The organism is Hymenobacter aquaticus (assembly GCF_004765605.1).
GTDB classification, from domain to species: Bacteria; Bacteroidota; Bacteroidia; order Cytophagales; family Hymenobacteraceae; genus Hymenobacter; species Hymenobacter aquaticus.
The window spans coordinates 2,738,213-2,762,762 of sequence record NZ_SRLC01000001.1; the positions used below are offsets into that span (position 1 = coordinate 2,738,213).

Annotated in this window: 21 protein-coding genes; 11 read left to right on the plus strand and 10 right to left on the minus strand. The window is 62.9% G+C overall.

Annotated features, from left to right (window positions below; all coding sequences use genetic code 11):
• The first annotated feature begins 178 nt into the window (after window positions 1–178).
• The 3 genes from E5K00_RS11320 (at window position 179) to E5K00_RS11330 (ending at window position 2,400) form a co-directional block, all read left to right on the plus strand.
• Entirely contained in the window at window positions 179–1,099 is a 921-nt protein-coding gene (locus tag E5K00_RS11320; RefSeq protein ID WP_135463328.1) for an alpha/beta hydrolase, read from the plus strand.
• Window positions 1,100–1,287: 188 nt separating this feature from the next.
• Window positions 1,288–1,839 carry a glycine zipper domain-containing protein gene (locus E5K00_RS11325; RefSeq protein WP_135463329.1) on the plus strand — a complete coding sequence of 184 codons (552 nt, stop codon included), beginning with the start codon at window positions 1,288–1,290 and terminating at the stop codon, window positions 1,837–1,839.
• A gap of 93 nt (window positions 1,840–1,932) precedes the next feature.
• Window positions 1,933–2,400: a YybH family protein gene (locus E5K00_RS11330; protein ID WP_135463330.1), complete on the plus strand. Its 468-nt coding sequence runs from the start codon at window positions 1,933–1,935 to the stop codon at window positions 2,398–2,400.
• 144 nt (window positions 2,401–2,544) lie between these two features.
• On the opposite strand, the gene E5K00_RS11335 is transcribed toward E5K00_RS11330, so the two are convergent.
• Window positions 2,545–2,955, minus strand: coding sequence for a DUF779 domain-containing protein (locus E5K00_RS11335; protein ID WP_135463331.1), 411 nt, complete (start codon window positions 2,953–2,955; stop codon window positions 2,545–2,547).
• Window positions 2,956–3,103: 148 nt separating this feature from the next.
• Window positions 3,104–4,633 carry an aldehyde dehydrogenase family protein gene (locus E5K00_RS11340; protein WP_135463332.1) on the minus strand — a complete coding sequence of 510 codons (1,530 nt, stop codon included), beginning with the start codon at window positions 4,631–4,633 and terminating at the stop codon, window positions 3,104–3,106.
• Window positions 4,634–4,770: 137 nt separating this feature from the next.
• Between E5K00_RS11340 and E5K00_RS11345 the strand changes: the two genes are divergently transcribed.
• Together E5K00_RS11345 and E5K00_RS11350 are read left to right on the plus strand one after the other, a co-directional pair.
• Window positions 4,771–5,691: a helix-turn-helix transcriptional regulator gene (locus E5K00_RS11345; protein WP_135463333.1), complete on the plus strand. Its 921-nt coding sequence runs from the start codon at window positions 4,771–4,773 to the stop codon at window positions 5,689–5,691.
• Window positions 5,692–5,773: 82 nt separating this feature from the next.
• On the plus strand, window positions 5,774–8,269 hold the full coding sequence (locus E5K00_RS11350; RefSeq protein ID WP_245328260.1) for a M1 family metallopeptidase: 2,496 nt from the start codon (window positions 5,774–5,776) through the stop codon (window positions 8,267–8,269).
• A gap of 247 nt (window positions 8,270–8,516) precedes the next feature.
• Here E5K00_RS11350 and E5K00_RS11355 read toward each other — a convergent pair whose 3' ends face one another.
• Complete coding sequence (locus tag E5K00_RS11355; protein ID WP_135463334.1) at window positions 8,517–9,038, minus strand: GreA/GreB family elongation factor; 522 nt, start codon at window positions 9,036–9,038, stop codon at window positions 8,517–8,519.
• Window positions 9,039–9,388: 350 nt separating this feature from the next.
• Here E5K00_RS11355 and E5K00_RS11360 point away from each other — a divergent pair, with 350 nt between their 5' ends.
• Window positions 9,389–10,603, plus strand: coding sequence for an MFS transporter (locus E5K00_RS11360; protein ID WP_135463335.1), 1,215 nt, complete (start codon window positions 9,389–9,391; stop codon window positions 10,601–10,603).
• An 89-nt stretch (window positions 10,604–10,692) separates the two neighbouring features.
• Here the strand turns inward: E5K00_RS11360 and rfbD are convergent, their stop codons facing one another.
• The 5 genes from rfbD to E5K00_RS11385 all read right to left on the minus strand — a co-directional run bounded on the left by rfbD (window position 10,693) and on the right by E5K00_RS11385 (window position 15,097).
• Complete coding sequence (gene rfbD, locus E5K00_RS11365) at window positions 10,693–11,553, minus strand: dTDP-4-dehydrorhamnose reductase (RefSeq protein ID WP_135463336.1); 861 nt, start codon at window positions 11,551–11,553, stop codon at window positions 10,693–10,695.
• Window positions 11,554–11,631: 78 nt separating this feature from the next.
• Window positions 11,632–12,561, minus strand: a complete 930-nt coding sequence (locus E5K00_RS11370; protein WP_135463337.1) for a TIGR03915 family putative DNA repair protein — start codon at window positions 12,559–12,561, stop codon at window positions 11,632–11,634.
• Between the two features lie 59 nt (window positions 12,562–12,620).
• Entirely contained in the window at window positions 12,621–13,502 is an 882-nt protein-coding gene (locus E5K00_RS11375) for an alpha/beta fold hydrolase (protein ID WP_135463338.1), read from the minus strand.
• A gap of 22 nt (window positions 13,503–13,524) precedes the next feature.
• Window positions 13,525–13,710: a hypothetical protein gene (locus E5K00_RS11380; protein WP_135463339.1), complete on the minus strand. Its 186-nt coding sequence runs from the start codon at window positions 13,708–13,710 to the stop codon at window positions 13,525–13,527.
• A gap of 121 nt (window positions 13,711–13,831) precedes the next feature.
• Window positions 13,832–15,097, minus strand: coding sequence for a putative DNA modification/repair radical SAM protein (locus E5K00_RS11385; protein ID WP_135463340.1), 1,266 nt, complete (start codon window positions 15,095–15,097; stop codon window positions 13,832–13,834).
• 259 nt (window positions 15,098–15,356) lie between these two features.
• Between E5K00_RS11385 and E5K00_RS11390 the strand changes: the two genes are divergently transcribed.
• From E5K00_RS11390 to E5K00_RS11410, 5 genes are all read left to right on the plus strand, one after another.
• Window positions 15,357–17,261, plus strand: coding sequence for a BamA/TamA family outer membrane protein (locus tag E5K00_RS11390; RefSeq protein WP_135463341.1), 1,905 nt, complete (start codon window positions 15,357–15,359; stop codon window positions 17,259–17,261).
• A 429-nt stretch (window positions 17,262–17,690) separates the two neighbouring features.
• Window positions 17,691–18,527 (plus strand): CvfB family protein, encoded by an 837-nt coding sequence (locus E5K00_RS11395; protein WP_135463342.1) that lies wholly within the window; start codon window positions 17,691–17,693, stop codon window positions 18,525–18,527.
• Between the two features lie 107 nt (window positions 18,528–18,634).
• Complete coding sequence (locus E5K00_RS11400) at window positions 18,635–19,309, plus strand: NAD(P)H-binding protein (RefSeq protein ID WP_135463343.1); 675 nt, start codon at window positions 18,635–18,637, stop codon at window positions 19,307–19,309.
• A 60-nt stretch (window positions 19,310–19,369) separates the two neighbouring features.
• The gene (locus tag E5K00_RS11405; protein WP_135463344.1) at window positions 19,370–19,951 is read left to right on the plus strand and encodes a hypothetical protein; all 582 of its coding nucleotides are present in this window, start codon (window positions 19,370–19,372) and stop codon (window positions 19,949–19,951) included.
• A gap of 348 nt (window positions 19,952–20,299) precedes the next feature.
• Window positions 20,300–20,746, plus strand: a complete 447-nt coding sequence (locus tag E5K00_RS11410; protein WP_135463345.1) for a lysozyme — start codon at window positions 20,300–20,302, stop codon at window positions 20,744–20,746.
• A 223-nt stretch (window positions 20,747–20,969) separates the two neighbouring features.
• Here the strand turns inward: E5K00_RS11410 and E5K00_RS11415 are convergent, their stop codons facing one another.
• Both E5K00_RS11415 and E5K00_RS11420 read right to left on the minus strand, forming a co-directional pair.
• Window positions 20,970–22,001 carry a DUF4249 domain-containing protein gene (locus tag E5K00_RS11415; RefSeq protein ID WP_167856838.1) on the minus strand — a complete coding sequence of 344 codons (1,032 nt, stop codon included), beginning with the start codon at window positions 21,999–22,001 and terminating at the stop codon, window positions 20,970–20,972.
• Between the two features lie 17 nt (window positions 22,002–22,018).
• A complete protein-coding gene (locus E5K00_RS11420; protein ID WP_135463347.1) occupies window positions 22,019–24,415 on the minus strand; it encodes a TonB-dependent receptor in 2,397 nt (798 codons plus the stop codon).
• Window positions 24,416–24,550 lie beyond the last annotated feature (135 nt).

Below are 24,550 nucleotides of genomic sequence, written 5' to 3' on the forward strand. Positions count from 1 at the left end.
GTGGGGCCTCCCCTTTTTTGCATTTCTTTGTTTGCCTACCGCCTGCGCTGGCGCTGCGCCGGTGGCGGGGCTTCCCGGCGCACCCCGGCGGGCCCGCCCGGCTCCGGCGGCAATGGTTATCTTGGCTATTCTACTACCTGGTCCTTCCCGACGTTGTCCTTCCTGGCCTGTCCCGCGTATGAAAAAGCTCTTCGCCCTAACTCTGGCCCTGGTGGCCGCTCCCGCCTTGCTGTTTGCCCAAGCTACCGTGTCGCTCTACGCCGGCACCATTCCCAACTCCATTGCCACCAACCTCCAGGAAAGCAGCATTACGCTGGCTGGCGGCGGGGTCCGGATTTCCAACGTGGTGCAGCCCACCTTGCAGGTGTTTCGGCCGGCCAAGGACAAGGCCAACGGCACGGCCATCATCATCTGCCCGGGTGGGGGCTACGCGCGCCTGTCCATCGACAGTGAGGGCTCGGACGTGGCCAAGCGCCTGAACGACATGGGCGTCACGGCCTTCGTGCTGAAGTACCGCCTGCCCAACGACCAGACCCAGCCCGACAAAACCACGGCCCCGCTCCTGGACGCCCAGCAGGCCCTGCGCCTGGTGCGGCAGCGGGCCACTGAGTACGGCATTAACCCCGGCCGGGTGGGTATCCTGGGCTTTTCGGCGGGCGGCCACCTGGCGTCCACGGCCGGCACGCACTTCAGCGCCCCGGCCGGCGACACCAAGGACAACACCTCCGTGCGGCCCGACTTTCTAATGCTGCTCTACCCGGTCATCAGCTTCACCGACAGCCTGGCCCACGCCGGCTCCCGGGAGCGGCTGCTGGGCCCGGCGCCCACCCCCGAGCAGATCCGGCTCTACTCCAACGAGCAGCAGGTAACGGCCCAGACGCCGCCGACCTTCCTGGTGCACGCCGCCGACGATAAAACGGTGAAAGTGCAAAACAGCCTGCGCTTTTACGAGGCCTGCCTGCGGGCCGGGGTGCCGGTCGAGATGCACCTTTACCCCAGGGGCGGGCACGGCTTCGGCCTCTACAACAAGACCACCAAGGACAGCTGGGCCGAGCGGCTGCAAAACTGGCTCGACGCCAACGGCTGGCTAACGAAATAGGCTTAAACTGAACCACGGGGCCCATCCGGCGCGTTTAGCCCGGATACTGCGGCGGCACCACCGCCCGGGCGGAAGCTCCGGATATGCCCGGGCCGAACCGTAGCGGGGCGCTATCCGTACTGGCACGGTGCTTGCAAAACACTCCTCATAACGGAAGCAGTGTTTCTGAAACCTTAAAGAACCTAGTCATGAAAAAGGTCAGTTTGATTCTCGCCCTGGTAATGATGCTCACCTCCGTGTTCAGCAACATGGCCCAGGCTCAGGAACGGAAGAAATGGAGCCCGCAGGCCAAAGGGGCCGTCATTGGCGGTCTGGGTGGTGCCGCGGCCGGTGCCATCATCCATAAGCGTAACCGGGCCGTGGGTGGCGTAGTAGGGGGCGTGGCCGGTGCCGGCGTCGGCTATGCCATCGGGAAGCACACCGACAACAAGCGCAAGGAAGCCGCCCGCGTAGCCGCCGCCAACCGGGCTGCCGCTAACCGCGCCGCCGAGGCCCGCGCCGAGCGCGCCGCCCTGGCCCGCCGCGTGGATGCCGCCGAGCGCAAAGCCGACCTGGCCGCCCAGGCCCAGAAACAACAACAGCAGCAGTATCCCGTAATGGCCAATGGCTTCGCCGCCAACACGCCGATGATGCTGACTGCCGCCAACGGCCCCGTGGCCGCCGGCTACCTGCCCAACGAGTCGTACGGCGACCGTACCAAGCCCTACTCGACCTCGGAAGTTCGTCGCAAGAGCTGGTAAGTCCGGACTTTGCGTAGCTTAGTTTCGCCGACTCCAGCCCACGTGCCGGAGTCGGCGAAATTGTTTCCATCCCCCACCAAACCCCTAGACTGTATGAAGTCCCTTCTCTGGATGATGCCCTTGACGGTAGTGCTGGCTTCCTCCTGCTCCAAAACGGCCGACACGCCCGCTACGGCCGTCACGGCGCAAACCCTCGACCAGCAGTTCATCAGCGCCTGGAACAGCAAGAACGCCATTCAGCTCGACACCATGTTTGCCGACGACGTGCACTTTCTGCAGGGCGAAGCCCATTTCCAGGGCAAGTCGGAGGTATCGAACCGCTGGGTGCGCGAAACGATGGGCACCATTTCCAACCTGCGCCTGAACGTGGCCTCGTCCGGCACCGATGCCCAGACGGCCTACGAGGGCGGCACCTACCAGGTCGACGTGATTCCGACCACGCCCGGCACCCCGATGGGCGTGGGCGAGGGCAACTTCATTTTGCTCTGGAAAAAGAACCCCAAGGGCGTCTGGAAGCTCAGCTACGCCCAGCTGGAAGGCCTGCCCGTGCGGGTACGGTAGCAGCACTAGTAGCGCGAACTTTGTAGTTCGCGTGCCTGCGCCATAAGGTTGTGCTGGCACGCGAACTACGAAGTTCGCGCTACTAAGCCAGAAAGGCCCCGGCAGTTGCTGCCGGGGCCTTTCTGTGTTTATCCAAACGCAACGCTACGCTTCCGCCGTCCGCTCCAGGTACTCTTCCCCCTCATATACCGGGGCCATGTTCTGCTCTTCCTCCTCGGTGAACAGGCGGGAGCGAATCAGGAACCGGACGCCGAGCGGGATTTCCAGCGAGAAGCTGGCCCCGCGGCCTTTCACCACGTCGACGGTGAGCTGGGTGTGCTGCCAGTACTCAAACTGCGAGGTGCTCATAAAAAAGTCGCAGCCGTGGATCTGGCCCAGCCACACGTCGTTGCCGCCGATGCGGAACTCGCCCTTGGCAAAGCACATCGGTGAGGAACCGTCGCAGCAGCCCCCGCTCTGGTGAAACATCAGCGGGCCGTGCTCGTCGCGCAGTAAGTCGATGGTGGCTTCGGCGGCGGGCGTGACGAGTACGCGCGGGGTTGGGGAGTTTGCCATGAGAGGTGAGTTTTTGAAACTGTAGAACGTCATGCTGAGCCCCGCGAAGCATCTCTTCCGCAATAGTATCTGATTACCATTGCTGGCGAGATGCTTCGGCTGACGCCTCTGCATGACGTTCTGTTTTACGCAGCTTTAGCCGCCGCTACTAGAAAAATCCCAGTGGTTTCTGGCTGTAGCTGATGAGCATGTTCTTGGTCTGGCGGTAGTGGGCCAGCATCATCTTGTGGTTTTCGCGGCCGAAACCCGAAGCCTTGTAGCCGCCGAAGGGCGCGCCGGCGGGGTAGTCGTGGTAGCAGTTGACCCACACGCGGCCGGCCTGAATGGCGCGGGGCATCGTGTAAAGCTCGTGGGCGTCGCGGCTCCAGAGGCCGGCGCCGAGACCGTAGAGCGTGTCGTTGGCAATGGCAATGGCCTCGTCGTTGTCCTTGAACGTGGTGACGGACAGCACCGGACCGAAGATTTCTTCCTGGAAGATCCGCATTTTGTTGTGACCCCGGAAGATGGTGGGCTGGATGTAGTAGCCCTCAGCCAGCTCGTCGTGCTCATGGCTGGTGTGGGCCTCGCCGCCGGTCAGCACCTCAGCCCCTTCGGCCTTGCCGATTTCCAGGTAGCTCAGGATCTTCTCGTACTGGTCGTTGCTGGCCTGGGCGCCCATCATGGTGCTGGGGTCGAGCGGGTGGCCGAGCTTAATGGCTTTCACCCGCTCGATGAGGCGGGGCATGAAGGCGTCGTAGATGTCTTCGTGGACGAGCAGGCGCGAGGGGCAGGTGCAGATTTCGCCCTGGTTCAGCGCAAACATGGCCGCGCCCTCCAGGCACTTGTCGAGGAAGTCGTCGTCGTGGTCCATCACCGATTTGCAGAAGATGTTCGGCGACTTGCCGCCCAGCTCCATCGTGACGGGAATGATGTTTTCGGCGGCGTACTGCAGAATCAGGCGGCCGGTGGTGGTTTCGCCGGTGAAGGAGACTTTCTGCACCCGCTTGTTGGAGGCCAGCGGCTTGCCGGCTTCCAGCCCGAAGCCGTTTACCACATTGACCACGCCGGCCGGAAGTACGTCCTGAATCAGCTCCATCAGCACCATGATGCTGGCCGGCGTCTGCTCGGCGGGCTTCATCACCACGCAGCAGCCGGCGGCCAGGGCCGGGGCCAGCTTCCAGGTGGCCATCAGCAGCGGGAAGTTCCAGGGAATGATCTGGCCCACCACGCCCAGCGGCTCCTGAATCACCAGGGACAGGGTGGTTTCGTTCAGCTCGGTGGCCGAGCCCTCCTCGGCCCGGATCACGCCGGCGAAGTAGCGGAAATGGTCGATGCACAGGGGCAGGTCGGCAGCCATGGTTTCGCGGATGGCCTTGCCGTTTTCCACCGTTTCGACGGCGGCCAGGTGCTCCAGGTTGGCCTCCATGATGTCGGCAATCTTGAGCAGCACGTTGCTGCGCGTGGTGGCCGAGGCCTTGCTCCACGACTTAAAGGCCTCATGGGCGGCATCCAGCGCCAGCTCGATATCCTCTTTCGTGGAGCGCGCGACCTTGCAGAACGCCTTACCGTCGATGGGCGAAGGGTTATCGAAGTACTGTCCCTTGACCGGGGCAACCCATTTGCCGCCGATGAAGTTGTCGTAGTGAGATTTGAACTGGGGACGGGCAACGAGAGTGGACGGTTTTTCTAACGTTTCCATGAGGTGGGTGTTAAGGAGTGATGACTTACTCACAAGGTAGCTTTAGAAATTGCCGGAAAAGATGTAGTATTCTCTCAACAAGCTCGGGGATAGTCGCAAGTTTCCCGCTGGTGCCTTTTGCCTCATTCACTGCCGCCATGAACCCACGCCTGCTGCCCGCCCTCCACGCCCCGGACGACCTCACCACGCTGGTTGAAAACCGCACGGTGTACTCGCTGGACGCCTTTGAGCTCAACATCTTCGAAACCCACCAGACGGCCCGGCGCGTGCCCCTGAGCATGGGCAGCCTGGTGCTGACCACCATGCTGCGGGGCAAGAAAGTGATGCACCTGAGCGGGCAGGCGGCCTTCGACTACCTGCCGGGCGAGTCGGTGATTGTGGGCGAAGAGCAGCTGATGGAAATCGACTTTCCCGAGGCCACCCTCGACAACCCGACCCAGTGCCTGGCCGTGGCCATTCCGGCCGATACCATCCGTCACACCGTGGATTTGCTCAACGAGCGGTTCCCGCTGGCCGAGGAGCACACGCCTTGGCACCTCGACGCCCACCACAACGCCCACCTGACCAACACGCCCGAGCTGACCGGCACGCTGGAGCGCCTGGTGCATTTGTCGCAGGAAACGCACGCGGCCAAGGACGTGCTGGCCGGCTTCACCTTGCAGGAGCTGCTGATCCGGCTGATGCAAACCAACGCCCGCCAGCTGATTTTTCAGAACTACGCCCAGCACCTGACCTCCCACCGCTTTGCCCAGGTGGTGCAGTACATCAAGCGCCACTTCACCGAGCAGATTACCGTGGACAAGCTCAGCGAGCTGGCCTGCATGAGCAAAGCCACGTTTTTCCGCCTGTTCAAGCGCGAGTTTGGCCTCACGCCGGTCGAATACATCATTCAGGAGCGGCTGGCCGAAGCCAAGCGCCTCTTGCGCAACCCCGTGGCGACGGTGGCCGACGTGTGCTTCCGGGCCGGCTTCAACAACCCGGCGTACTTCCAGACCATCTTCAAGAAGTACGAGGGCATCACGCCGGGCTTGTATAAAAAGCAGTGCGGGCTGGGCTAAACCAAGGCGCGGGTTGCAGCCATTAGGGTCGGAACGGTTACTTTCACGCCGGAACCACACCCTCTCCCCTTTTCTGCCTCCCGTGAAGAATATCCTTACCCTGAGCCTCGGCTTGGGCTTGCTGACGGCCCCGGCCGGCCGGGCCCAACAGGCCCCTACCCTGACGCGCGCCGCCGAGCCCGAGCTGCCCTACCGCGCCACCGACACGAAAATCAACGCGCTGGTACACACCAAGCTGGCCGTGGGCTTCGACTACGCCAAGCGCCACCTCAACGGCAAGGCCTGGCTCACGCTGCGGCCCTACGCCTACGCCACCGACTCGCTCCGCCTCGATGCCAAGGGCTTCGACATCAAGACCGTGGCTTTGGTGGATGGCACCAATCAGACGCCGCTGAAGTACGACTACGCCGACCAGAACAACCTGCGCATCCAGCTGGGCAAATTGATGCCGGTGGGCACGCCCTACACGGTGTACATCGAGTACACGGCCAAGCCCGACGAGCTGAAGGTGAAGGGCAGCGCGGCCATTACCGACGCCAAAGGCCTGTATTTCATCAATCCCGACAGCGCCGTGAAGGGCAAGCCGGTGCAGATCTGGACCCAGGGCGAGACGGAAGCGTCGTCGGCCTGGTTTCCGACCATCGACCGGCCCAACCAGAAGACGACGTCGGAAATCAGCATGACGGTGCCCGCCCGGTACGTCACGCTCAGCAACGGGGCGTTGGTCAGCCAGACGCCGGCCGGGGCGGGCCTGCGTACCGACACCTGGAAGATGGAGCTGCCCCACGCGCCCTACCTGTTTATGATGGCCGTGGGCGACTTCAACATCTACCAGGACAAGTGGCGCGACAAGCCCGTGACGTACTATCTGGAGCCCAAGTACGCGCCCTTCGCCAAGCAGATTTTCGGCGACACGCCCGAAATGATGGAGTTTTTCTCTAAGCGCCTCGGCGTGGATTTTCCCTGGAACAAGTACGCCCAGATTGTGGCCCGCGACTACGTGAGCGGGGCCATGGAAAACACCTCGGCCACGCTGCATGGCGAGTTTTTGCAGATGAACACCCGCGAGCTGCTCGACCGGGAGTACGCCAACAACCAGTCCGTTATTGCTCACGAGCTGTTTCACCAGTGGTTTGGCGACTACGTGACGGCCGAAAGCTGGAGCAACCTGACCGTGAACGAGTCGATGGCCGACATGAGCGAGGCGCTGTGGGCCGAGTATAAGTACGGCCCGGACGCCGCCGGCGCCCACCGCAACCAGTACATCCGCAACTACCTCAACAACCCCAACAACTACGCGAAAAACCTCGTGCGCTTCCACTATGGCGACAAAGAGGAGATGTTCGACGGGGTAACTTACCAGAAGGGCGGCGCTATTCAGGACATGCTGCGCACTTACCTCGGCGACGAGGTGTACTTCGCCGGCCTGAACCAGTACCTGAAGCAGAATGCCCTCGGCAACGGCGAAGCTCACCAGCTGCGCCTGGCCATGGAAGCCGCCTCGGGCCGCGACCTGAACTGGTTCTTTAACCAGTGGTATTACGGCGCCGGCCACCCCGAGGTCAGCATCGACTACAGCTGGGACGCGGCCAAAAAGGTGCAGAGCGTGACGCTGAAGCAAACCCAGGAAGGCCCCGTTTTCCAGCTGCCGCTGGCCGTGGACGTGTACGTGAACGGCAAGCCCGAACGCCACCAGGTGATGATGCGCCAGGCCACCGAAACCTTCCAGTTTGGGGCCAGCGCCAAGCCCGATCTGGTCAACGTGGACGCCACCAAGCTCACGGTGTGGCTGAAAAAGGACAATAAGCCGCTGTCGGAGTACGTGTACCAGTACGCCCACGCCCCGCTGTACGTCGACCGGCGCGAGGCTATTCTGGCCGCCAAGGACAAGCAGGACGACGCGGCGGCCCGCGCGCTGCTGGTCAAGGCTATGGCCGACAAGTTTTACCTGCTCCGCTCCACCGCCATTGACGCCCTGAACCTGGAAAACAAGGCTATGGCCAAAGCCGCCGCGCCGGTGCTGCGCAAAATGGCCGCCAACGACCCACAGAACTCGGTGCGGGCCGCGGCCCTGCGGGCCCTGGCCAAGCTCAAGGACAAGAAGGATGAAAAGCTATTTACCCAGCAGCTCAAAAACGAGTCGTACCAGGTGAGTGGCGCGGCCCTGCGCGGGCTGGTGGCCGTGGCGCCAGCCAAAGCCCTGGCCCAGGCCAAAACCCTGGAAACCACCGACAATAACACCACCCTGGCCGCCGTCATCGACGTGTATGCCGCCCAGGGCAGTGATGCGCAGTGGAGCTTCGTGCGCGACAAGTTCGACGCGGCGCCGCTGCAGTCCCGCTTCGAGTTGCTCGAAGGGCTGTCGGGCATGCTGGTGCGCCTCGACGACCCGGCTAATTTCAGTGCGGGCGTGGAGCGGGTGAAAGCCCTGGCCATTCAGTTTAAGCCCCAGGGCGCGGCCGAGCCCCTCATCGGCTTGCTGCAAAGCGTGAAGCAGCGCAAAACCAGCGGCCCCAACGTCCAGCAGGCCCAGCAAACCATCGACAAAGCCGTGCAGGAAATTCAGGACGCCAAGTAAGTATTCCGGCTTTCCTCATTTCGCAAAAAAAGGCCCCTCACCGCGCGGTAAAGGGCTTTTTTTTTCGAAACGTCATGTCGAACGCAGTGAGACATCTCGCGTGCTGCCGTCGCCACATACCAGTAACTGTCATGCTGAGCTTGCTGACGCATGCCGCTCTGTTTTTCAGCAACAGCCCTCCAGCGTCAGCCCGCGAGATTCCTCGGCCAGCGCGGAATGACGTTCTGGCGTTGACTCCTGCCGTTTTCTAGCCCTCGTAAGTAATGGCGGCGACTTCCACGACTTCCTCTTTGGGGCCGAGCCTGAGCGTAACGGGCTTGCCCAGCTTGGCCCCGATGACGGCCCGGGCAATGGGTGCCACAAACGCGACTTTGCCCGCCGCTACCGAGGCCTCGTCCGCGCCCACGATGGTGAATTTGCGCTCAAACCCGACTTTGCCGCCGCTGGTGGTGCGCAGCGTAACGGTAGCGCCAAAACGGACTTCCTGCGGGGGCTGGGTGCGGGGGTCTACCACTTTGGCGCTGGCAAGGCGGCTGGTCAGGTCGCTGATGCGGCCGTTGTAGACCGACAACTGCCGGGTGCGGTCGGCGTCGTTGTCGCGGTTGGCTTCCACCTGCGCCCGCTCGGTTTCCAGCGTGGTCAGCTCGGCGCGCAGCAGCTCCAGGCCATGGGGCGTGACGTAGTTGGGCGTGTTGGGCGGCAGGGCGGCCCGGGGCGGAATAATGGTGGGCGACTGTACGTCGTCCTCTTTGGTGAATGCGCGGCTCATACCGGGTTAACGCAGCCCCCGGCAGCGGGTTGTAGAATGGTGCCCGACCCGCAAAACCGACCCAACATGGACTCAAGCGGCGGGATGGATGCTGCTGGGAAGTAGCGGCCCCGCAGCCGCTACGAAGTAAGGCTCAGGCCAAAAACCGGCGTTTCGCCCGCATTGTTGGCTTTTTTGTAACTCTTAAACATACCTGCGGGTTTAGGAATACCAGTATCCGCAAACCGGCCCCGGGCCAGTTGCCGGGGTGCCGCGCCTGACGGATGGCGTACTCCCCGCAAGCGTTGACTGGCATTTTCACGTTCTGCCGACCCGGAGCCCAGCGGCCGTGGGTCGGCTATTTCCTGCTTATGCGTTCTTCCTCTGCTTCCTCTCCCACCCTGGCGCCAGCGCATGCGGCTCCGCAGCTCACGCCGGCCCTGGTCTGGCTGATGGCCATTGCCTGCGGCCTGGTGGTAGCCAATATTTACTACAACCAGCCGCTGCTGGCCGACATCGGCCGCACCTTTCACCTCTCCGACAGCCGCGCCAGCCTGGTCGCTACGCTCACGCAGGTTGGCTACACGCTGGGGTTGTTTTTCGTGGTGCCGCTCGGCGACAAGCTGGAGCGCAAACGCCTGATTTTGTTATTGCTGGTACTGGCCGCCGGTGCTATGGCCGCCGCGGCCCTGGCGCCTTCCTTTGCCCTGCTGATCGGGGCCAGCCTGCTGATTGGCATCTTTTCGGCCGTGCCGCAGCTGCTGGTACCCATGGCCGCCCACCTGGCTTCCGACGACGAGCGGGGCCGCGTGGTGGGTAAAATCATGAGCGGGCTGCTGATCGGCATTTTGCTGTCGCGCACCCTGAGCGGCTACATTGGGGCCCACGGCGGCTGGCGGCTGGTCTTCGGCATCGGCAGCGGGGCCATGCTGGTGCTGGCGCTGATTCTGGCCCTGAAGCTGCCCAAAGACCAGCCCGATTTCGAAGGCACCTACGCCAGCCTGATGAAGTCCCTCTCGACGCTGACCCGTACGCTGCCGGCCCTGCGCAAGTCGGCGCTGACGGGGGCGTTCCTGTTTGCCTCGTTCAGCGTGTTCTGGACCACGCTGGTGTTTTTCCTGGAAGGCAGCCCCTATTTCTATAAGAGCGACGTGGCCGGCTTTTTCGGGCTGATTGGCGCGCTGGGGGCGTTGGCGGCACCGCTGGCCGGCAAATCGGCCGATACGCGGGGGCCGGCCTACGCCATCAACATCGGGATTCTGATGTCGTTGGCCGCGTACCTGGTGCTGGCCTTTGGCGGCTACCATCTGGTAGGCCTCGTGGTGGGCGTCATCGTGCTGGATATCGGCGTGCAGGCCACCCACATTTCCAACCAGTCGCGAATTTTCTCTTTGGTACCCGAAGCCCGCAGCCGCCTCAATACTATCTACATGACGGCCTATTTCATCGGCGGCTCTCTGGGCTCGTTGGCCGGCGGCACGGCCTGGGCGCACTACCAGTGGCCGGGCGTGTGCGCCGTGGGCCTGTCGTTCGTAGCGGCCGCCTACCTGGTCAACCGCTTCTACGGCAACGCCCCGCGCGGCTAGGGAAGCTGATTTCAACCAAAAAAGCGCCGCTGACCTGGCTTGGTCAGCGGCGCTTTTTATTGCGGCGGAAAACCCGCCGCCCCGGCTTTTTACTGGGCTGGAAGGCGGCTGATGCATACTTTCAGGCTCTCACGCCAGTGCGGAATGGCTACGCCGAGCTGGGTTTTGGCTTTGGTTTTGTCCATCACCGAGTAGGCCGGGCGCGTGGCCTTGGTGGGGTACTCAGCAGTGCGAATGGGGGTGGTTTTCACCGTCGTGTTGCTCAGCTCGAAGATGTCCACGGCGAAGTCGTACCACGACGTGACACCCTCGTTGCTGTAGTGGTAAGTGCCGTACTGCTGGCTTTGGGTTCCGATGATGGTCAGGATGCAGCCGGCCAGGTCGATGGCGTAGGTAGGCGTGCCAATCTGGTCCCAGATAACGCGCAGCTCGTCCCGCTCCCGGCCAAAGCGCAGCATCGTTTTCACGAAGTTGTTGGCGTACTCCGAATACAGCCAGCTCGTGCGCAGAATGAAATACCGGCTCGTGTGCGCCGGAATCACCTGCTCGCCTTCCAGCTTGGTCAGGCCGTACACGCTGATGGGGGCCGTTTCATCGGTTTCCAGCAGGGGCTGATTGCCGGTGCCGGCAAACACGAAATCAGTGGAAACGTGGATCAGGGTGGTGTCGTACTCGGCGCAGAGCGTGCTCAGGTTCGCAACTCCGTCGCGGTTCACCTGCCGGGCCAGGTCTACTTCGTCCTCGGCCTTATCCACGGCCGTGTAGGCGGCGCAGTTGATGGCATACGTGGGCTGGTAGCGGGCAAATAGCTGCCGCAGCCCCGCCGGATTGAGGATGTTGGCTTCCGCTTCGGGCAGAAAAACCAGCTCATCCATCTTTCTTTCCCCGGCCACGTGCGCCAGGCACTGGCCCAGCTGCCCCGACGCTCCAAAAACAAGTACGCTACCCATATTACTACCCCTTACGTTGGTTCCGATGTTGCGGGCCGCGCCACGGTGGCGGCGGCCCGGCAACAAAGTAAGAGGGTTTTACCCGAGCCGCAAGTTGTCGGGCTGGGGTGGGCGCTTGTTCTTAATGGGCTCGAAGCGGGTTTCGCGGGGCTGCTTTTCGCTCAGGTATTTCCAGTAGCGCAGCGGAATGTGGCGGCGGTGCAGCTTGATATTCTTGCGCTCCGGAATGTTGACGTGGTCGAAATACGTCTGCCAGAGCACCTTAAACAGCGGCTCCCGCTCGTCGAGCACCGTGGCCGACACGCTCGTGCTGCGCCGGGGCGCGGTGGTTTCGGGCTCAAACTGCACGATGTCGGTGCGGTGCAGATCGTAGTACAGGCCGTAGTGGCGGCGTCGGTCATAAATCAGCCAGCGCTGGTCGGCGTAGCGCTTGGTGAAATGGGGCGCAATCAGGGGCAGCACGTCGAAGTCGGGCTCGATGGTGGCGTGGAACAGCTCGTCGGCGGTTTTCTCGAAGCGCACGAAGGCCTCCATCCGGTGCTTTTCGCGGCCCATTTGCTGGGCCAGGTGCGCCACCCGCCGCACGTTATCGTCGGCGTAGTTCTCAGCAATATCCTGGGCTGAGCGCATGGCAAGGTCGGCGTAGCGGAAGATGAGCAGCTCCCGGTCGGGCTGCTCGCTCAGGAAAGCGTGAAACAGCCGGGTGCGCGCCTCCGGGGTCATGTGTTTCAGCAGCCCTTCCCACACCCGCGCCGCCGTGGCCTCGTGGGTTTCGACCAGCAGCGGCTGGGCAAACAGCCCGCCCTGCACCGCGCCCACCGGCTGAATGCTGTTGGGTGCCGCCTTGCGGTCATAAATGGTAAAAAGTACCGTCAGCAAACCCTCAAACGACCCATCGTAGCTGTAATCCAGCGGCGGGGCCGTCAGCGCGGGAGCCGTAGGCCGCCCCGCGCCGCCCCCGGGTCGGGGCACCGATGAAGGATTCACGGGAATCAGGGAGCGGCTCATAGCAACGGTATTGGTGGCAAAAACACTCTGATGTACTCCATCCGGGCCCATTCGGATGCTTAGACGGCAAAAGTGCGCAGCAGCAGGGCCGTTACGGCGTCGGCTTCTTCGTGCTGCACCCAGTGGCTGGCCGGCAGATACGTTAGCTGGGCCTGGTCGCAGAGCAGCAGGCTTTGCTCGGCCATGTCACGCTTCAGAAACGCATCTTTCACGCCCCAGATAATCTGCGTCGGCACCGTCACGCGGCCCACGGCCGGCAGCTGGCCGGGTGTGCGCACCGCCGCCCGGTACCAGTTGATCATGCTGCGCATGGCCCCGGGCTGCCGCCAGGCGGCTACGTACTCGGCCAGGTCGGCGGTGCTGAAGGTGCCCCGCCGGCTGGTTCCCGCCAGGGCCTGCCGGCCCGCCGCCCAGTTGTTGCGCCGCACCAGCCACTCGGGCAGCCAGGGCAGTTGAAAAAAGAAGATGTACCAGCTTTTGCGCAGCTGCTCGGCGCTACGGCGCAGCGTCCGGAACATGACGCTGGGGTGCGGCACGTTCAGCACCGCCAGCTTCCGCACCCGCTCGGGGTAGTGAGTCGCCAGGTGCCAGGCCACGGCCGCGCCCCAGTCGTGGCCCACGACGAAGGCCTGCCGCTGCCCGGCCGCGTCGAGCAAGCCCAGCACGTCGCGGGCCAGCGTGTCGAGGCGGTAGTCGGCCACGCGGTGGGGCTTGTCGCTCAGGTTGTAGCCCCGCTGGTCGGGGGCCCACACCCGGTAGCCGGCCGCCGCCAGCGGGTGCAGCTGCCGGTGCCAGGCGTACCAGAACTCCGGAAACCCGTGCAGCAGGATTACCAGCGGCCCATCGGTGGGGCCGCACTGCACCACGTGCAGCCGGATGCCGTTGGTGTCGACGTACTGGTGTTCGAGGTCGTAATGCACCCTTCGCTTTACTGCTAGCATGGCGTCGGGGTCAATGGGAAGCTCAGGCGGCCTCGGGCCGGTGGGCCGATTGCGGAGCCCGGTTCCGGGTTTGCTCGTGCAATTGGCGCACGATGGGCAGCAGGTCGCTGAGCTTGCAGCAGCAGGCCAGGCGGGCTACTTTTTCGGGTTTGCTCTCGGGGAGCGGGGCGGCCGACGCGTCGGCGGCGCGGTGGGTAATAGTCATCATCGTAAGCGGTTAATTCGGTAGCGGGTGAGTAGAAGAGAGCAAAAAGCCGAAGGCAGCGGGCGGGCGGCGGGGTGCGTTTCTGGTTCACTTTCTCTCTCCTCTCAGCACCGCAGCTGGCCCGTCAGCCGGCCTGGGCAAACAAATCGAGCTGCTGCGTGACCAGGGCCGAGCGCACCGAGCCGGCCCCAAACAGAATCTGGCGGCGGATGGTCTGCTCGTCGTAGTCGCGGGTTTCCAGGGCCTGGCCCTTGCAGGTAATAAAGTATTTGGCCCGCTTGAGCACCACCCCGAACTTGTGCAGATGGTCGAGGCTGAGCGGCGAAAAGCGGCGGGCGGCCACGATGCGCTTGGCCGAGCGCGCCCCCACCCCGGGAATGCGCAGGATCATCTCGTAGTCGGCCGTGTTGATGTCAATCGGGAATACGTGGCGGTTGCGCAGGGCCCAGGCCAGCTTGGGGTCAATTTCCAGGTCCAGGAACGGGTGCTCGGGGTCCAGGATTTCATCGGCCTCGAAGCCGTAGAAGCGCATCAGCCAGTCGGTCTGGTAGAGGCGGTGCTCCCGAATCACGGGGGGCTGCGTCACCTGGGGCAGGCGCAGGTCGTCGGTGATGGGAATGTAGCCCGAGTAGTACACGCGCTTCAGGCCGTAGCCTTTGTAGAGCGAGTCGGTGAGCTTGATGATCTGGTGGTCATTCTCGGCCGAGGCCCCCACGATGAGCTGGGTGCTCTGGCCGGCGGCGGCGAAGCTGGGCACCTTCTTGAACAGGGCCTTTTCCTCCTTGTTCTGGGTAATACCGTCCCGGATCTGGCCCATCGGGGTCAGGATTTCCTCGTAGTTTTTCTCCGGGGCCAGGGTGGTCAGGCTCAGCTCCGAGGGCAGCTCGATGTTCACGCTGAGGCGGTCGGCGTAGAGGCCAGCTTCGGCAATGAGCTCGGGCGAGGCGCCGGGAATGGTTTTGACGTGGATGTAGCCGTTGAACTTGTGCTCGGTGCGCAGCTTTTTGATGATGCGCACCAGCCGCTCCATCGTGTAGTCGGAATCCTTGAAGATGCCCGAGCTCAGAAACAGCCCCTCGATGTAGTTGCGGCGGTAGAAGTTCATGGTCAGATCCACGACTTCATCCACGGTGAAGGCGGCGCGCTTCACGTCGTTGGAGCGGCGCGAGACGCAGTAGGCGCAGTCGAAGATGCAGTAGTTGGTCAGCAGGATCTTGAGCAGCGACACGCAGCGGCCGTCCTCGGTGAAGGAGTGGCAAATGCCCATTCCCTCGGCGTTGCCCAGGCCCTTGTTCTCATTTTTACGCTTGCCGCCGCTGCTGGAGCACGACACGTCATACTTCGCGGCATCTGCCAAAATACTTAGCTTTTCCTGAATCCGCTCGTTCATTAGGGGCTGGTTTAGGGCTTAAAAATAGCAGATTGAATCTTTCTGCGCAATAATATACCAAGCTAATTTTTTTAGGAAATGGTTCCCCAAGCCGCTACTTCGGGCCAACTTCCGGCCCAGTTGGCGCGCCCTCCGCCCCGCAGCCCGTTCTTAGTTTCGAGCCAGAGTTGCGGACCGCCCCTTCTCCTGCGTAACTTGCCGTGTAGGGCTCCATCGGCGGCAGGCGCCGCCGGTTGCGGGCCACCGTGTTGTTGCGTTCATGACTCCTCCTGTTTGGCTTGTTCGGGTGTTGCCCAGCCGTTTGTTCTGGCTGCTGGCGTTGCTGTGGCTGGCCGGGCCGGCGTGGGCCCAGCAGCCCACCCCGCCGGTCGTCACGGACTCGATGCGCACCCAGCCCGAAACCCGGCGCGACTCGCTGCGCCGCCGCTTCGACCAGGAGCGGGTGCTCACGGGCCTGAAGGCCTATACCAAGCGCAAAACCATTGCCGGCAAAGCCGCCTCGGCCATTTTCAACTTCACCGAGCGCCAGGAAGACCGCATGGGCATCGACGTGGAGCTGCTCGACCGGCAGTTCGACCAGCACAGCTACAAAATCGTGCGCCGCATTGATATCCGGGCCCTCGATGCCTTTGGCTACAGCGTCTCGGACCCCACGCGCAAGCCGCGCAACGTGCTGGAGCGCACCGGCAACAGCCTGCACATTACCACCTCCCGGGCCCGGGTGCGGCAGCTACTGCTGTTTCGGGTGGGCGAAGAGCTGGCCCCGCAGGCCCTGACCGAATCGGAGCGCCTGTTGCGCCAAACCCCCGAGCTGCTCGACGCCCGCGTGTTCGTGGACGAGGAAACGACTACCCAGGACAGCGTCGACATCCGCATCATCACCAAGGACGTGTTCAGCATCGGGGCCAACTACCAGCTGCGCGACGTGGGCGCGGGCGTGGTCGAGGCCGACGACATCAACTTCCTGGGCCAGGGCCACCAGGTGCGCAACCGCTTCGAGTACGGCCGCACCGAGCCGCAGTCGTGGAGCTACGAGGGCAGCTACGTGGTGCCGTTCCGCAACTTCATCAACGGGCAGGTGCGCTACCGCAACGAGTTTCAGTACGAGGAAAAGGCCATCAGCTTCTCCCGCGACTTTTACTCGCTCAACACCCGCTACGCCGGGGCCGCCTCGCTGCGCATTGCCCGCCAGGGCGTGCCCTACATCGTGCCCGATCAGCCCACGGTGTACCTGGCCTCCAACTACAGCGTGAAGGATGCCTGGCTGGGCCGCTCGTTCCGGCTGCGCAGCTACGATCTGGGCTACGAAAACCCCGGCCGCCTGATTGTGTCGGGCCGCATGATTAACACCGCCTACACCGCCCGGCCCAACCCCGACTACCTGAACTCCTCGCTGATGCTGGGCACGGTGGGCTACAGCGTGCGGCGCTACTATAAGGACAAGTACCTGTTTGGCTTCGGCCGCACCGAGGACATTCCGACGGGCTCCATCCTGAGCTTCACGGCCGGCTACGACATGAATACCCGGGCCAACCGCAACTACTACGGCGTGCGGGCCGCCACCGGCAACTTCAGCGTGCGCAACGGCTACCTGTACCTAAGCGGGGAGTTCGGCAGCTTCATCCGGCGGCACGACAAAGACTGGCAGCAGGGCCTGCTGAGCACCGAGGTGCTGTATTTCACCCGCCTCTACCACACCGGCAACTGGCAGTGGCGGCACTTCTTCTGGAACCGCTCGGCCCTGGGCTTCAACCGCCTGCCCGGCGAGCAGGGCCTGCTCATTGGGGGCAACCGGGGCCTGCGCGGCTTCGAGTCCGACATGCGCGGGGGCAGCCGCTTCGTGATGAACTACGAAACCACCGTGTTTACGCCCGTCTCGTTTCTGGGCTTCCGCGTGGCCGGCGTGGCCTTCGTGGATGCGGCCTGGCTGGCCACCCAGCCCGGCCAGGAGCTGCCCTTCCGCAACACGCCCTACACCGGCTTCGGCCTGGGCCTGCGCCTGCGCAACGAATACATTGCCGTGCGCACCGTGCAGCTGCTGCTGGGCTACTACCCCCGGGGCCAAACCAACCCCAACGGCTTCCGCATCTTCGAAAACGCCCGCCCCTACTACGATTTCAGCGACTTCAACTTCGCCCAGCCCAACACCGTGCGCTACGAGTAGGTGAATGAGTGAATGAGTGAAGTGGTTGTTCTGGCGGCGCGCGGGCGGCGCGGCGCGTTCCAACTTGCGGAAGGCCGGTTTTCGCGCGTAGACCGGCCTTACACTTGTTGGTAACGATAGTTTACGCGCGAAAACCACCGTTGCACTTGTTGGCAGTGCCATCTTTCGCGTGAAAACCGGTTCTGCACTTGTTGGCAGTGGCATCCTACGCGTGAAAACCTGCCTTCCAAATGTTTGGAAGGCCGCCCTACGCGCGAAAAGCTTCGTTCAACAAGTTGGAACAGCATCCTACGCGCGAAAGATGGCCTTCCAAACTTCTGGCCGCGGGTTTACGAGCCACGGATGCGCTACCGCGCCAGATAGGCTACCTTTGCCCTAGAAGGTCCGCCTTTCCTACTTCACTCATTCACTCATTCACCTCTTCACCGCATGCTTGCGCTAGGCGATTTTAACGAACTGGAAGTGGCCCGCGCGGTCGATTTTGGCCTGTATCTGACCTCCGACGACGGCGACCTGCTAATTCCGGGCAAGTACGTGCCCGAGGGTACCCAAATCGGCGACGTGCTGCGCGTGTTCGTCTACCGCGACTCGGAAGACCGCCTGATTGCCACCACCCTGGAGCCCCTGGTGCGCGTGAATCAGTTTGCGGCCCTCACCGTGCGCGACGTCAGCGGCGCGGGCGCCTTCCTGGACTGGGGCCTGGAAAAAGATCTGCTGCTGCCCTACAGCAACCAGTGGCGCAACCTGCGGCCCGGCCAGCGCGTGACGGTGTACGTGTACCTGGACGAAACCACGGACCGCATCGTGGCCACCGCCAAGTGGGACCGGTTTCTGAGTGAGGAGCCCTTCCCCGGCCAGCCCGGCGACGCGGTGCAGCTGCTCATCGCGGCCGAAACCGACCTGGGCTACTCGGCCATCGTGAACGGCACCCACCAGGGCCTGCTCTACTACAATGAGGTGTTCAAGCCCCTGCGCCTCGGCGACACGCCCACGGGCTACGTGCGCCAGATCCGGCCCGACGGCAAGCTCGATCTGAGCCTGCAGAAGCTGGGCTACGACGAGGCCCTCGACGCGGCCGAAACCCTGCTGGCGGCCCTGCGCAAGGGCGGCGGCACGCTGCCGCTCTCCGATAAAAGTGAGCCCGACGACATTTACCGCCGCCTGGGAATGAGCAAGAAAGTGTTCAAGAAAGCCCTGGGCTCGTTGTATAAGCGCGGCCTCGTACAACTGTTGCCCGAGCAGACGCGTCTGGTAGAGGGAAAGTAATCCGCTGCACTTTTCCCGCGCTTACACCGCTGCTGAGCGGCCTTTCTGCGTAAGGGTAGCCGGACTTTTACGTTGCCTACTCCCCTGCTACCCGCTTACGCCGCGCCATGAAACTTCACAAAACCGCTCTGATTGCCGGGGCCAGCGGCCTGATCGGCAGCCAGCTGCTGCCCCTGCTGCTCGCCTCCGACCGCTACGCCAAGGTTATTGCCGTGGGCCGGCGGCCCCTGCCCATCGTGCACCCCAAGCTGGAGCAACGCGTGCTCGATCTGGACCAGCTGGAGCAGCACCGCATGGCCCTCATTGCCGACGACGTGTTCTGCTGCCTGGGCACCACCATGCGGCAGGCCGGCTCGAAGGAGGCCTTCTACAAAGTGGATTATTTGTATGTAGTAAAGCTAGCGGCCCTGACGGCCACCAACTTCGCGGCCCAGTTCATGGTGGTGTCGGCAATGGGCGCCGATGCCCGCTCCCGCATCTACTACAACCACGTAAAAGGCGAAATGGAAGACGCCGTCCGCCAAACCCAGTTCCGGGCCATTCACATCTTCCGCCCCTCCCTGCTGCTGGGTGAGCGGGGCGAAAAGCGCGCCGGCGAGCAGCTAGGCGCGGTTTTGCTGCGCGTGCTGAACCCCTTGCTGGTCGGGCCGCTGCGCAAGTACCGGGCCGTGCCGGCCGCTGCCGTGGCCCGGGCCATGCTGCGGGCCGCCGAAGATGACGGGGGCGGGATTTTAGTGCACTTATCCGATGAAATAGCCGCCGGGCGGGTGCCGGCGCGCTAAGTCCGGGCGGCGGTGCGTACTTTTGGGCTTGTACTTTTCATTTACTGCCTTTCTGGACTCATGAAGCGTTTTTCGGTTTCCCTGCTTTTCCTGCTCTTGCTGCTCAGCACCACGCTGGTATCAGCCCAATCCAAAAAGAAATCGGGCGGTAGCAGCTCGGGCTACAGCACGGGCATCGGCCTGCGCGGCGGCGGCTACTCGTCGGGCCTCACCATCAAGCACTTTATGAGTGGCAAAAACGGCGTGGCCCTCGAAGCCCTGGTGACGACCGAATACAAGGCCCGCGGGGCCCGGCTCACCCTGCTCGGCGAAAAGCACAAAGCCCTGGCCGACGTGAAAGGCCTGCAGTTTTACTACGGCGCTGGTTTTCACCTGGGCGCTTACCAGGGTCGCTACTACTTCGAAGATGCCCGCTACTACCGCTACGGCCGCAAGAAAAAGGACGTGTACGTGCTCTACGACTACCGCTACGACGATGCCACGTACGTCGCCTTCGGCGCCGACCTGATTCTGGGCCTGGAGTACAAGATGGAAGACCTGCCCTTCGTGGTCGGCGTCGACTACAAGCCCTATTTCGAAGTATTCCACGGCTACACCGGCTTCTACAACGACGCGGCCGTGAGCCTGCGCTACACCTTCTAACCCGTTGCGTATCGGTCCGTGACCGGTAACAGCGTGCTGTGCCGAGCCGGCCGCGGAAGCTTCCGCGGCCGGCTTTTTTGCGTCCGCGCCAGCCGCACCAGTCCACCGCAGCCGCACCACAAGCTGATTGTATGGCATCCGGCGCTGTGTATTTGCCCCGCTACTCTGGCCGCCCAACCCAGCGCGCAGGAAAAACCAGGTAGAAACACGTGGTTTCCAAAAGGGGGATTTATACGCGTAAAACGCTGGGCTGATTGTTTTTCCTTTGTCTTAGCAGGGAGCCGCACGTAGCCGCCCCCCTTTTCCACTCCTCCACCAGGTCTTCTTGACCACACTATACCAAAACCCATGACAAACAACCTAACCATCGACGACGCCGGGCGGGCTTTCATCACGCATGAAGAAGGCGAAGTACTACACGAATACAAGTGCGCAGCGGGCGTGGACACCATCGGCGTGGGCCATACCCAGGGCGTCTTCGACGGAGAGGTAATCACGGAAAGCCAGAGCCAGGCATTCCTGAGTGCAGACCTGTCCCATTTCGAAGCCGCCGTCAACCGGATGGTCACGGTGCCGCTCAATCAGCATCAGTTCAACGCGCTGGTGTCTTTTGCCTTCAACCTCGGCGAAGGAGCCCTGCAAAAGTCTTCGCTTCTGAAGCTGATTAACGCCAACGTAAAAGACCCCGCAGAGCTAACTGCCCACTTCACCATGTGGGACAATGTAAACGGCAAGCCGAACGCCAGCATTTTGGCGCGCAGAAACCGCGAAGCTGCTCTATTCTTATCCAACTGATTTCTCAACGGCAGTCTGGCCGCGTCAGCGCAAGCCCCGGGGGGGCAGACACGCATAGCACCGCCTGATTCATACCGGATGGGGCATCAAACACGCGCGGCCCGGGCCCCATGCGGAGGCTGCTGGTAGTACCAGCAGCCTCCGCATGGGGCCCGGGCCGCGCAGTTAGAAAGCCCGGCGGCTCAGTAGGCCGGGCAGCAGGCAACTTTAGCGCCAGCCTGTCTTATTGGAGCTTAATGCGGTACACCGCGTCGGTGACGCCGCCGAACAGGCCGTAGCCGTTGGGAATGTTGGACGCCAGCGGCGCGGGCTCGGCGAAGGGGTTGCCGTCGGTGTTGTTGTAGCGCTGGCGCGAGAGGTGAAAGTTGTAGGCCTCGCGCGTGAGGCTGCTGACAAATACCTCCATATACGCGGCCTCATTGCAAACGCCCGAGTACGAGCAGCCCCCGGGATAGTAGCGCACGTCGGCATTGAGCGAGAAGCGCTTCCCGTTCACGTTGGTGTCGGCGTACGGATAAAACCCGTAGGTGCCGTAGCCGCCGCCGCTGATGGCCGACAGGCTGGAAAGCTGGAACTGACCGACTTCGGGGGTCACGATGTCGCCGTTGTTGTCCTGGTCGACCTGCACCTCCGCCCAGCCCGTGGTGAGCTTATAGTCCTTATCGACGACGCGGGCAAAGGCCACGTAGTAGTTGGCCGCGCCGGGGTCGTCGGCCACGGTCACCGAGAGCTTGCCGCGCACGTCATTCGGGCTGCTCTTGCTTTGGTTTTTGGTGAAGGTCGCGCTTTCGATGACGGCGGCCTTGGGCATGGTCAGGGTGCTTTCCACCGTTTCGAAGCCCGGCAGCGAGGCGCGCAGCGTGTAGGTGCGGCCCGGCTCGCCCTTCAGCCGCTTGGTTTGCCGGTAGTAGCCCTGCTCGCTGTCGTAGTACGGCGAGGTAGACTGCAGCGCCTCGAAGGATTCCACCACGGCCCCCTTATCGTCCGTGATGACGACCGTGGCGTCGCGGCGGCCTTTGAGCTCGTTCAGGTCGAATACGCGCTGGCTGTTGCTCACGTAGAGGCGGCGCAGGCGGGCCAGCTCGTCGTTCGAGTTCGGGGGCTGAAAGTCGAAGTCGTAGTTCGACAGCTCAAACTGCAGGGCAATGCGGGGCGTGTGCTTGGGCTCGGGCAGGTCCAGCGTGGTTTCGCAGGCCCCGAGCCCCAGGCTCAGCAGCAACAGCGCCGCGCGCACGGGCCGGGAAGAAATATACATAGCCATCGGACGGAACGTTAGAATTTGAAGCTCTTGCTGAAGGAGGGAATAATCGGGAACAGGGAAATCTGCTTGTACACACCCTTATCTTCCCCCGTCTGCGGGTCTGACTCGCGGGTCAGGTAGATGTAGTAGGGGTTGCGGCGGCTGTAGGCGTTGTAGAGGCTGAAGCTGTTGACTACCTCGCCCCACTTCTTTTTCTTGGTCTTGCTCAGGTCCAGGTCGAGGCGGTGGTAGGCCCGCATCCGGTAGCTGTTTCGCTCGCCATACTCCTCGTACTGCTGGTAGGGGCCCAGCTGAAAGCGGCCTTCCGACAGCGTGGTGGCGTTGCCGGTGCCGTAGACCCAGGTGCCCGACAGCGTGAAGGTGGGGCTGAACTTGTGAATCACGACCAGGGTGGCGTCGTGGCGCCGGTCGTACTTGTAGGGGTAGAGCCGGCCTTGGTTCAGCTCCGGAAACCGGCGGTTGCTCCAGGCCAGCGTGTAGCCGATCCAGCCCGTGGTGCGCCCCGACTTCTTCTGCAGAAACAGCTCGCCGCCGTAGGCCCAGCCCTGGCCGCTGGTTACTTTGTCTTCCCACTTGCTGTCAGTAGTGCCCAGGAAGCTGGCGCCTTCCTGGTACTCAATCAGGTTTTGCATGGGCTTGTAGTAGCTCTCGAAGCTGAGCTCGTACTCCTCGCCCTTGTGGCGGAGCGTGCGGGCCGCCCCGATGCTGATTTGCTGGGCTTTCTGGGGCCTCACCTTGGCCGTGGCCGGCACCCACAGGTCGGTGGGCAGGCCGATGCCGGAGTTGGTGAGCAGGTGAATAAACTGCGTGGTGCGGGCGTAGGAGGCTTTCAGGGCCCATTCTTCGGTGAGCAGGAAGCGGGCGGCCACCCGGGGCTCCACCGACGGATAGAGCGTGTTATCGACCAGGAAGCTGTTCAGGCGCAGGCCCGTGTTGACCTTGAGCCGGTCGGTGAGGCGGTAGTCGTCTTCGGCGTAGAGGCTGGCTTCGCTGGCCAGGGTTTGCACGCCCGAGGCAATGTCGTCCATGCCTTCGCCCTTCACCTGCAAAGCCCCGGGCCGGAACGAGTGCAGAATGTACTGGCCCCCGAACCGGATGTAGTGGTCGGGGTTGGGCACGTAGTCGAGGTCGGTTTTCAGGCTCAGGTCCCGGATGTTGGACAGGTAGTGCAGGGCAAACTTCTCGGTGCGCGTATCGTCCGGGTTCTGGTCATCGACGTACCGGTTTTCCTGGTTGATGCGGATGTTGAACTGGTACTTGCTGTAAGTGAAGTGGGTGTTCATAAACAGCCGGTCGTTCAGCACCCGGTTCCAGCGCAGGGCGGCCGTGAGGTTGCCCCAGCCCAGGCCGTCGTTTTCCTTGCTATAGCCGCCGTTGTCGCCTTTGTCGTTGTAGCGGGCGTAAAACTTGTCGTAGCCGGTGTAGGCGCTCAGGTAGAGCCGGTCGCGGCGGCTGACTTTCCAGTTGAGCTTGCCGTTCAGGTCGTGGAAGAAGTAGCCCACCGTAGGCCGCTCGTCGTACGGAATACCCTCACTGGCCATAGCCAGGTTAATAAAGGGGCGGGCCAGCAGGTCGATGTAGGTGCGGCGGGCCGAGATGATGAACGAGGCGGTATCCTTCTTGATGGGACCTTCCAAGGTGAGCTTGGAGGCCACCAGCCCGATGGCGCCTTCGCCGTGGAACTCCTGCATGTTGCCTTCCTTCATCGAAATATCGAGCACCGAAGACAGCCGGCCGCCGTAGCGGGCCGGAAACCCGCCCTTAATCAGCTCCACGTTGTTCAGCGCGTCGGCGTTGAACACGGAGAAGAAGCCGAACAGGTGGGCCGCGTTGTACACCGGCGTGCCGTCGAGCAGAATCAGGTTCTGGTCGGGGGAGCCGCCGCGCACGTACAGGCCGCTAGTGCCCTCGCCCCCGCTCTGCACGCCGGGCAGCAGCTGCAGCACCTTCAGCACGTCGGTTTCGCCAAACAGCGCCGGCAGCGTCTTGATCTGGGTGATGGGCACGTTGATGGTACCCATCCGGGTGGTCTGGGCAATTTTTTCCTCCTTGGTCCCCACTACTTCCACCCCGGCTATTTCGGCCGTGGCGGGCCGCAGGCGGAAGTCGTGGCTCACGCTGCGCTCCGACCGCACGGCGAAGCGCCCCTTCTCGTAGCCCAGATACGACACGAACAGCCGCACCGAGTCGGAGGAAACCGGCAGGGTAAGCGAGTAGAAGCCGTAGTTGTTGGTGGCCGTGCCCTGGCCCGTGGCCGGGTTCATCACGGCCACGCCGATAAGGTTTTCGCCGGTGGCCTGGTCGCGGACGTAGCCGCTGATGGTAAGCTTGCCGGGTTGCTGGGCCTGGGCCGCGCCGGCGCTCAGCAGCAGGCCGCTGAGCAGGAGCAGTGAGCGAAAGTGGCTCATAAAAAGAGTGTAGCTAAGGACTATAAAGCGGAAAGTAACGGATGAAAGGCCCTGAACGCCGGGACCCAAGGGTTTGGTATGCGCGTAGGAAAGAGTAGCAGAAAAGGCGGATAGTTGGCAGGCGGCCCGTAAAAA

Excerpts from the sequence above, each read along its gene's own strand:
- E5K00_RS11390 (WP_135463341.1), top strand. The coding sequence starts at position 15,357 with ATGACTCCTCCTGTTTGGCTTGTTCGGGTGTTGCCCAGCCGTTTGTTC.
- E5K00_RS11395 (WP_135463342.1), top strand. The coding sequence starts at position 17,691 with ATGCTTGCGCTAGGCGATTTTAACGAACTGGAAGTGGCCCGCGCGGTC.
- E5K00_RS11380 (WP_135463339.1), bottom strand. The coding sequence starts at position 13,710 with ATGATGACTATTACCCACCGCGCCGCCGACGCGTCGGCCGCCCCGCTC.
- E5K00_RS11385 (WP_135463340.1), bottom strand. The coding sequence starts at position 15,097 with ATGAACGAGCGGATTCAGGAAAAGCTAAGTATTTTGGCAGATGCCGCG.
- E5K00_RS11415 (WP_167856838.1), bottom strand. The coding sequence starts at position 22,001 with ATGTATATTTCTTCCCGGCCCGTGCGCGCGGCGCTGTTGCTGCTGAGC.
- E5K00_RS11420 (WP_135463347.1), bottom strand. The coding sequence starts at position 24,415 with ATGAGCCACTTTCGCTCACTGCTCCTGCTCAGCGGCCTGCTGCTGAGC.
- E5K00_RS11335 (WP_135463331.1), bottom strand. The coding sequence starts at position 2,955 with ATGGCAAACTCCCCAACCCCGCGCGTACTCGTCACGCCCGCCGCCGAA.
- E5K00_RS11405 (WP_135463344.1), top strand. The coding sequence starts at position 19,370 with ATGAAGCGTTTTTCGGTTTCCCTGCTTTTCCTGCTCTTGCTGCTCAGC.
- E5K00_RS11340 (WP_135463332.1), bottom strand. The coding sequence starts at position 4,633 with ATGGAAACGTTAGAAAAACCGTCCACTCTCGTTGCCCGTCCCCAGTTC.
- E5K00_RS11325 (WP_135463329.1), top strand. The coding sequence starts at position 1,288 with ATGAAAAAGGTCAGTTTGATTCTCGCCCTGGTAATGATGCTCACCTCC.
- E5K00_RS11400 (WP_135463343.1), top strand. The coding sequence starts at position 18,635 with ATGAAACTTCACAAAACCGCTCTGATTGCCGGGGCCAGCGGCCTGATC.
- rfbD (WP_135463336.1), bottom strand. The coding sequence starts at position 11,553 with ATGGGTAGCGTACTTGTTTTTGGAGCGTCGGGGCAGCTGGGCCAGTGC.
- E5K00_RS11320 (WP_135463328.1), top strand. The coding sequence starts at position 179 with ATGAAAAAGCTCTTCGCCCTAACTCTGGCCCTGGTGGCCGCTCCCGCC.
- E5K00_RS11345 (WP_135463333.1), top strand. The coding sequence starts at position 4,771 with ATGAACCCACGCCTGCTGCCCGCCCTCCACGCCCCGGACGACCTCACC.
- E5K00_RS11360 (WP_135463335.1), top strand. The coding sequence starts at position 9,389 with ATGCGTTCTTCCTCTGCTTCCTCTCCCACCCTGGCGCCAGCGCATGCG.
- E5K00_RS11410 (WP_135463345.1), top strand. The coding sequence starts at position 20,300 with ATGACAAACAACCTAACCATCGACGACGCCGGGCGGGCTTTCATCACG.
- E5K00_RS11375 (WP_135463338.1), bottom strand. The coding sequence starts at position 13,502 with ATGCTAGCAGTAAAGCGAAGGGTGCATTACGACCTCGAACACCAGTAC.
- E5K00_RS11355 (WP_135463334.1), bottom strand. The coding sequence starts at position 9,038 with ATGAGCCGCGCATTCACCAAAGAGGACGACGTACAGTCGCCCACCATT.
- E5K00_RS11370 (WP_135463337.1), bottom strand. The coding sequence starts at position 12,561 with ATGAGCCGCTCCCTGATTCCCGTGAATCCTTCATCGGTGCCCCGACCC.
- E5K00_RS11330 (WP_135463330.1), top strand. The coding sequence starts at position 1,933 with ATGAAGTCCCTTCTCTGGATGATGCCCTTGACGGTAGTGCTGGCTTCC.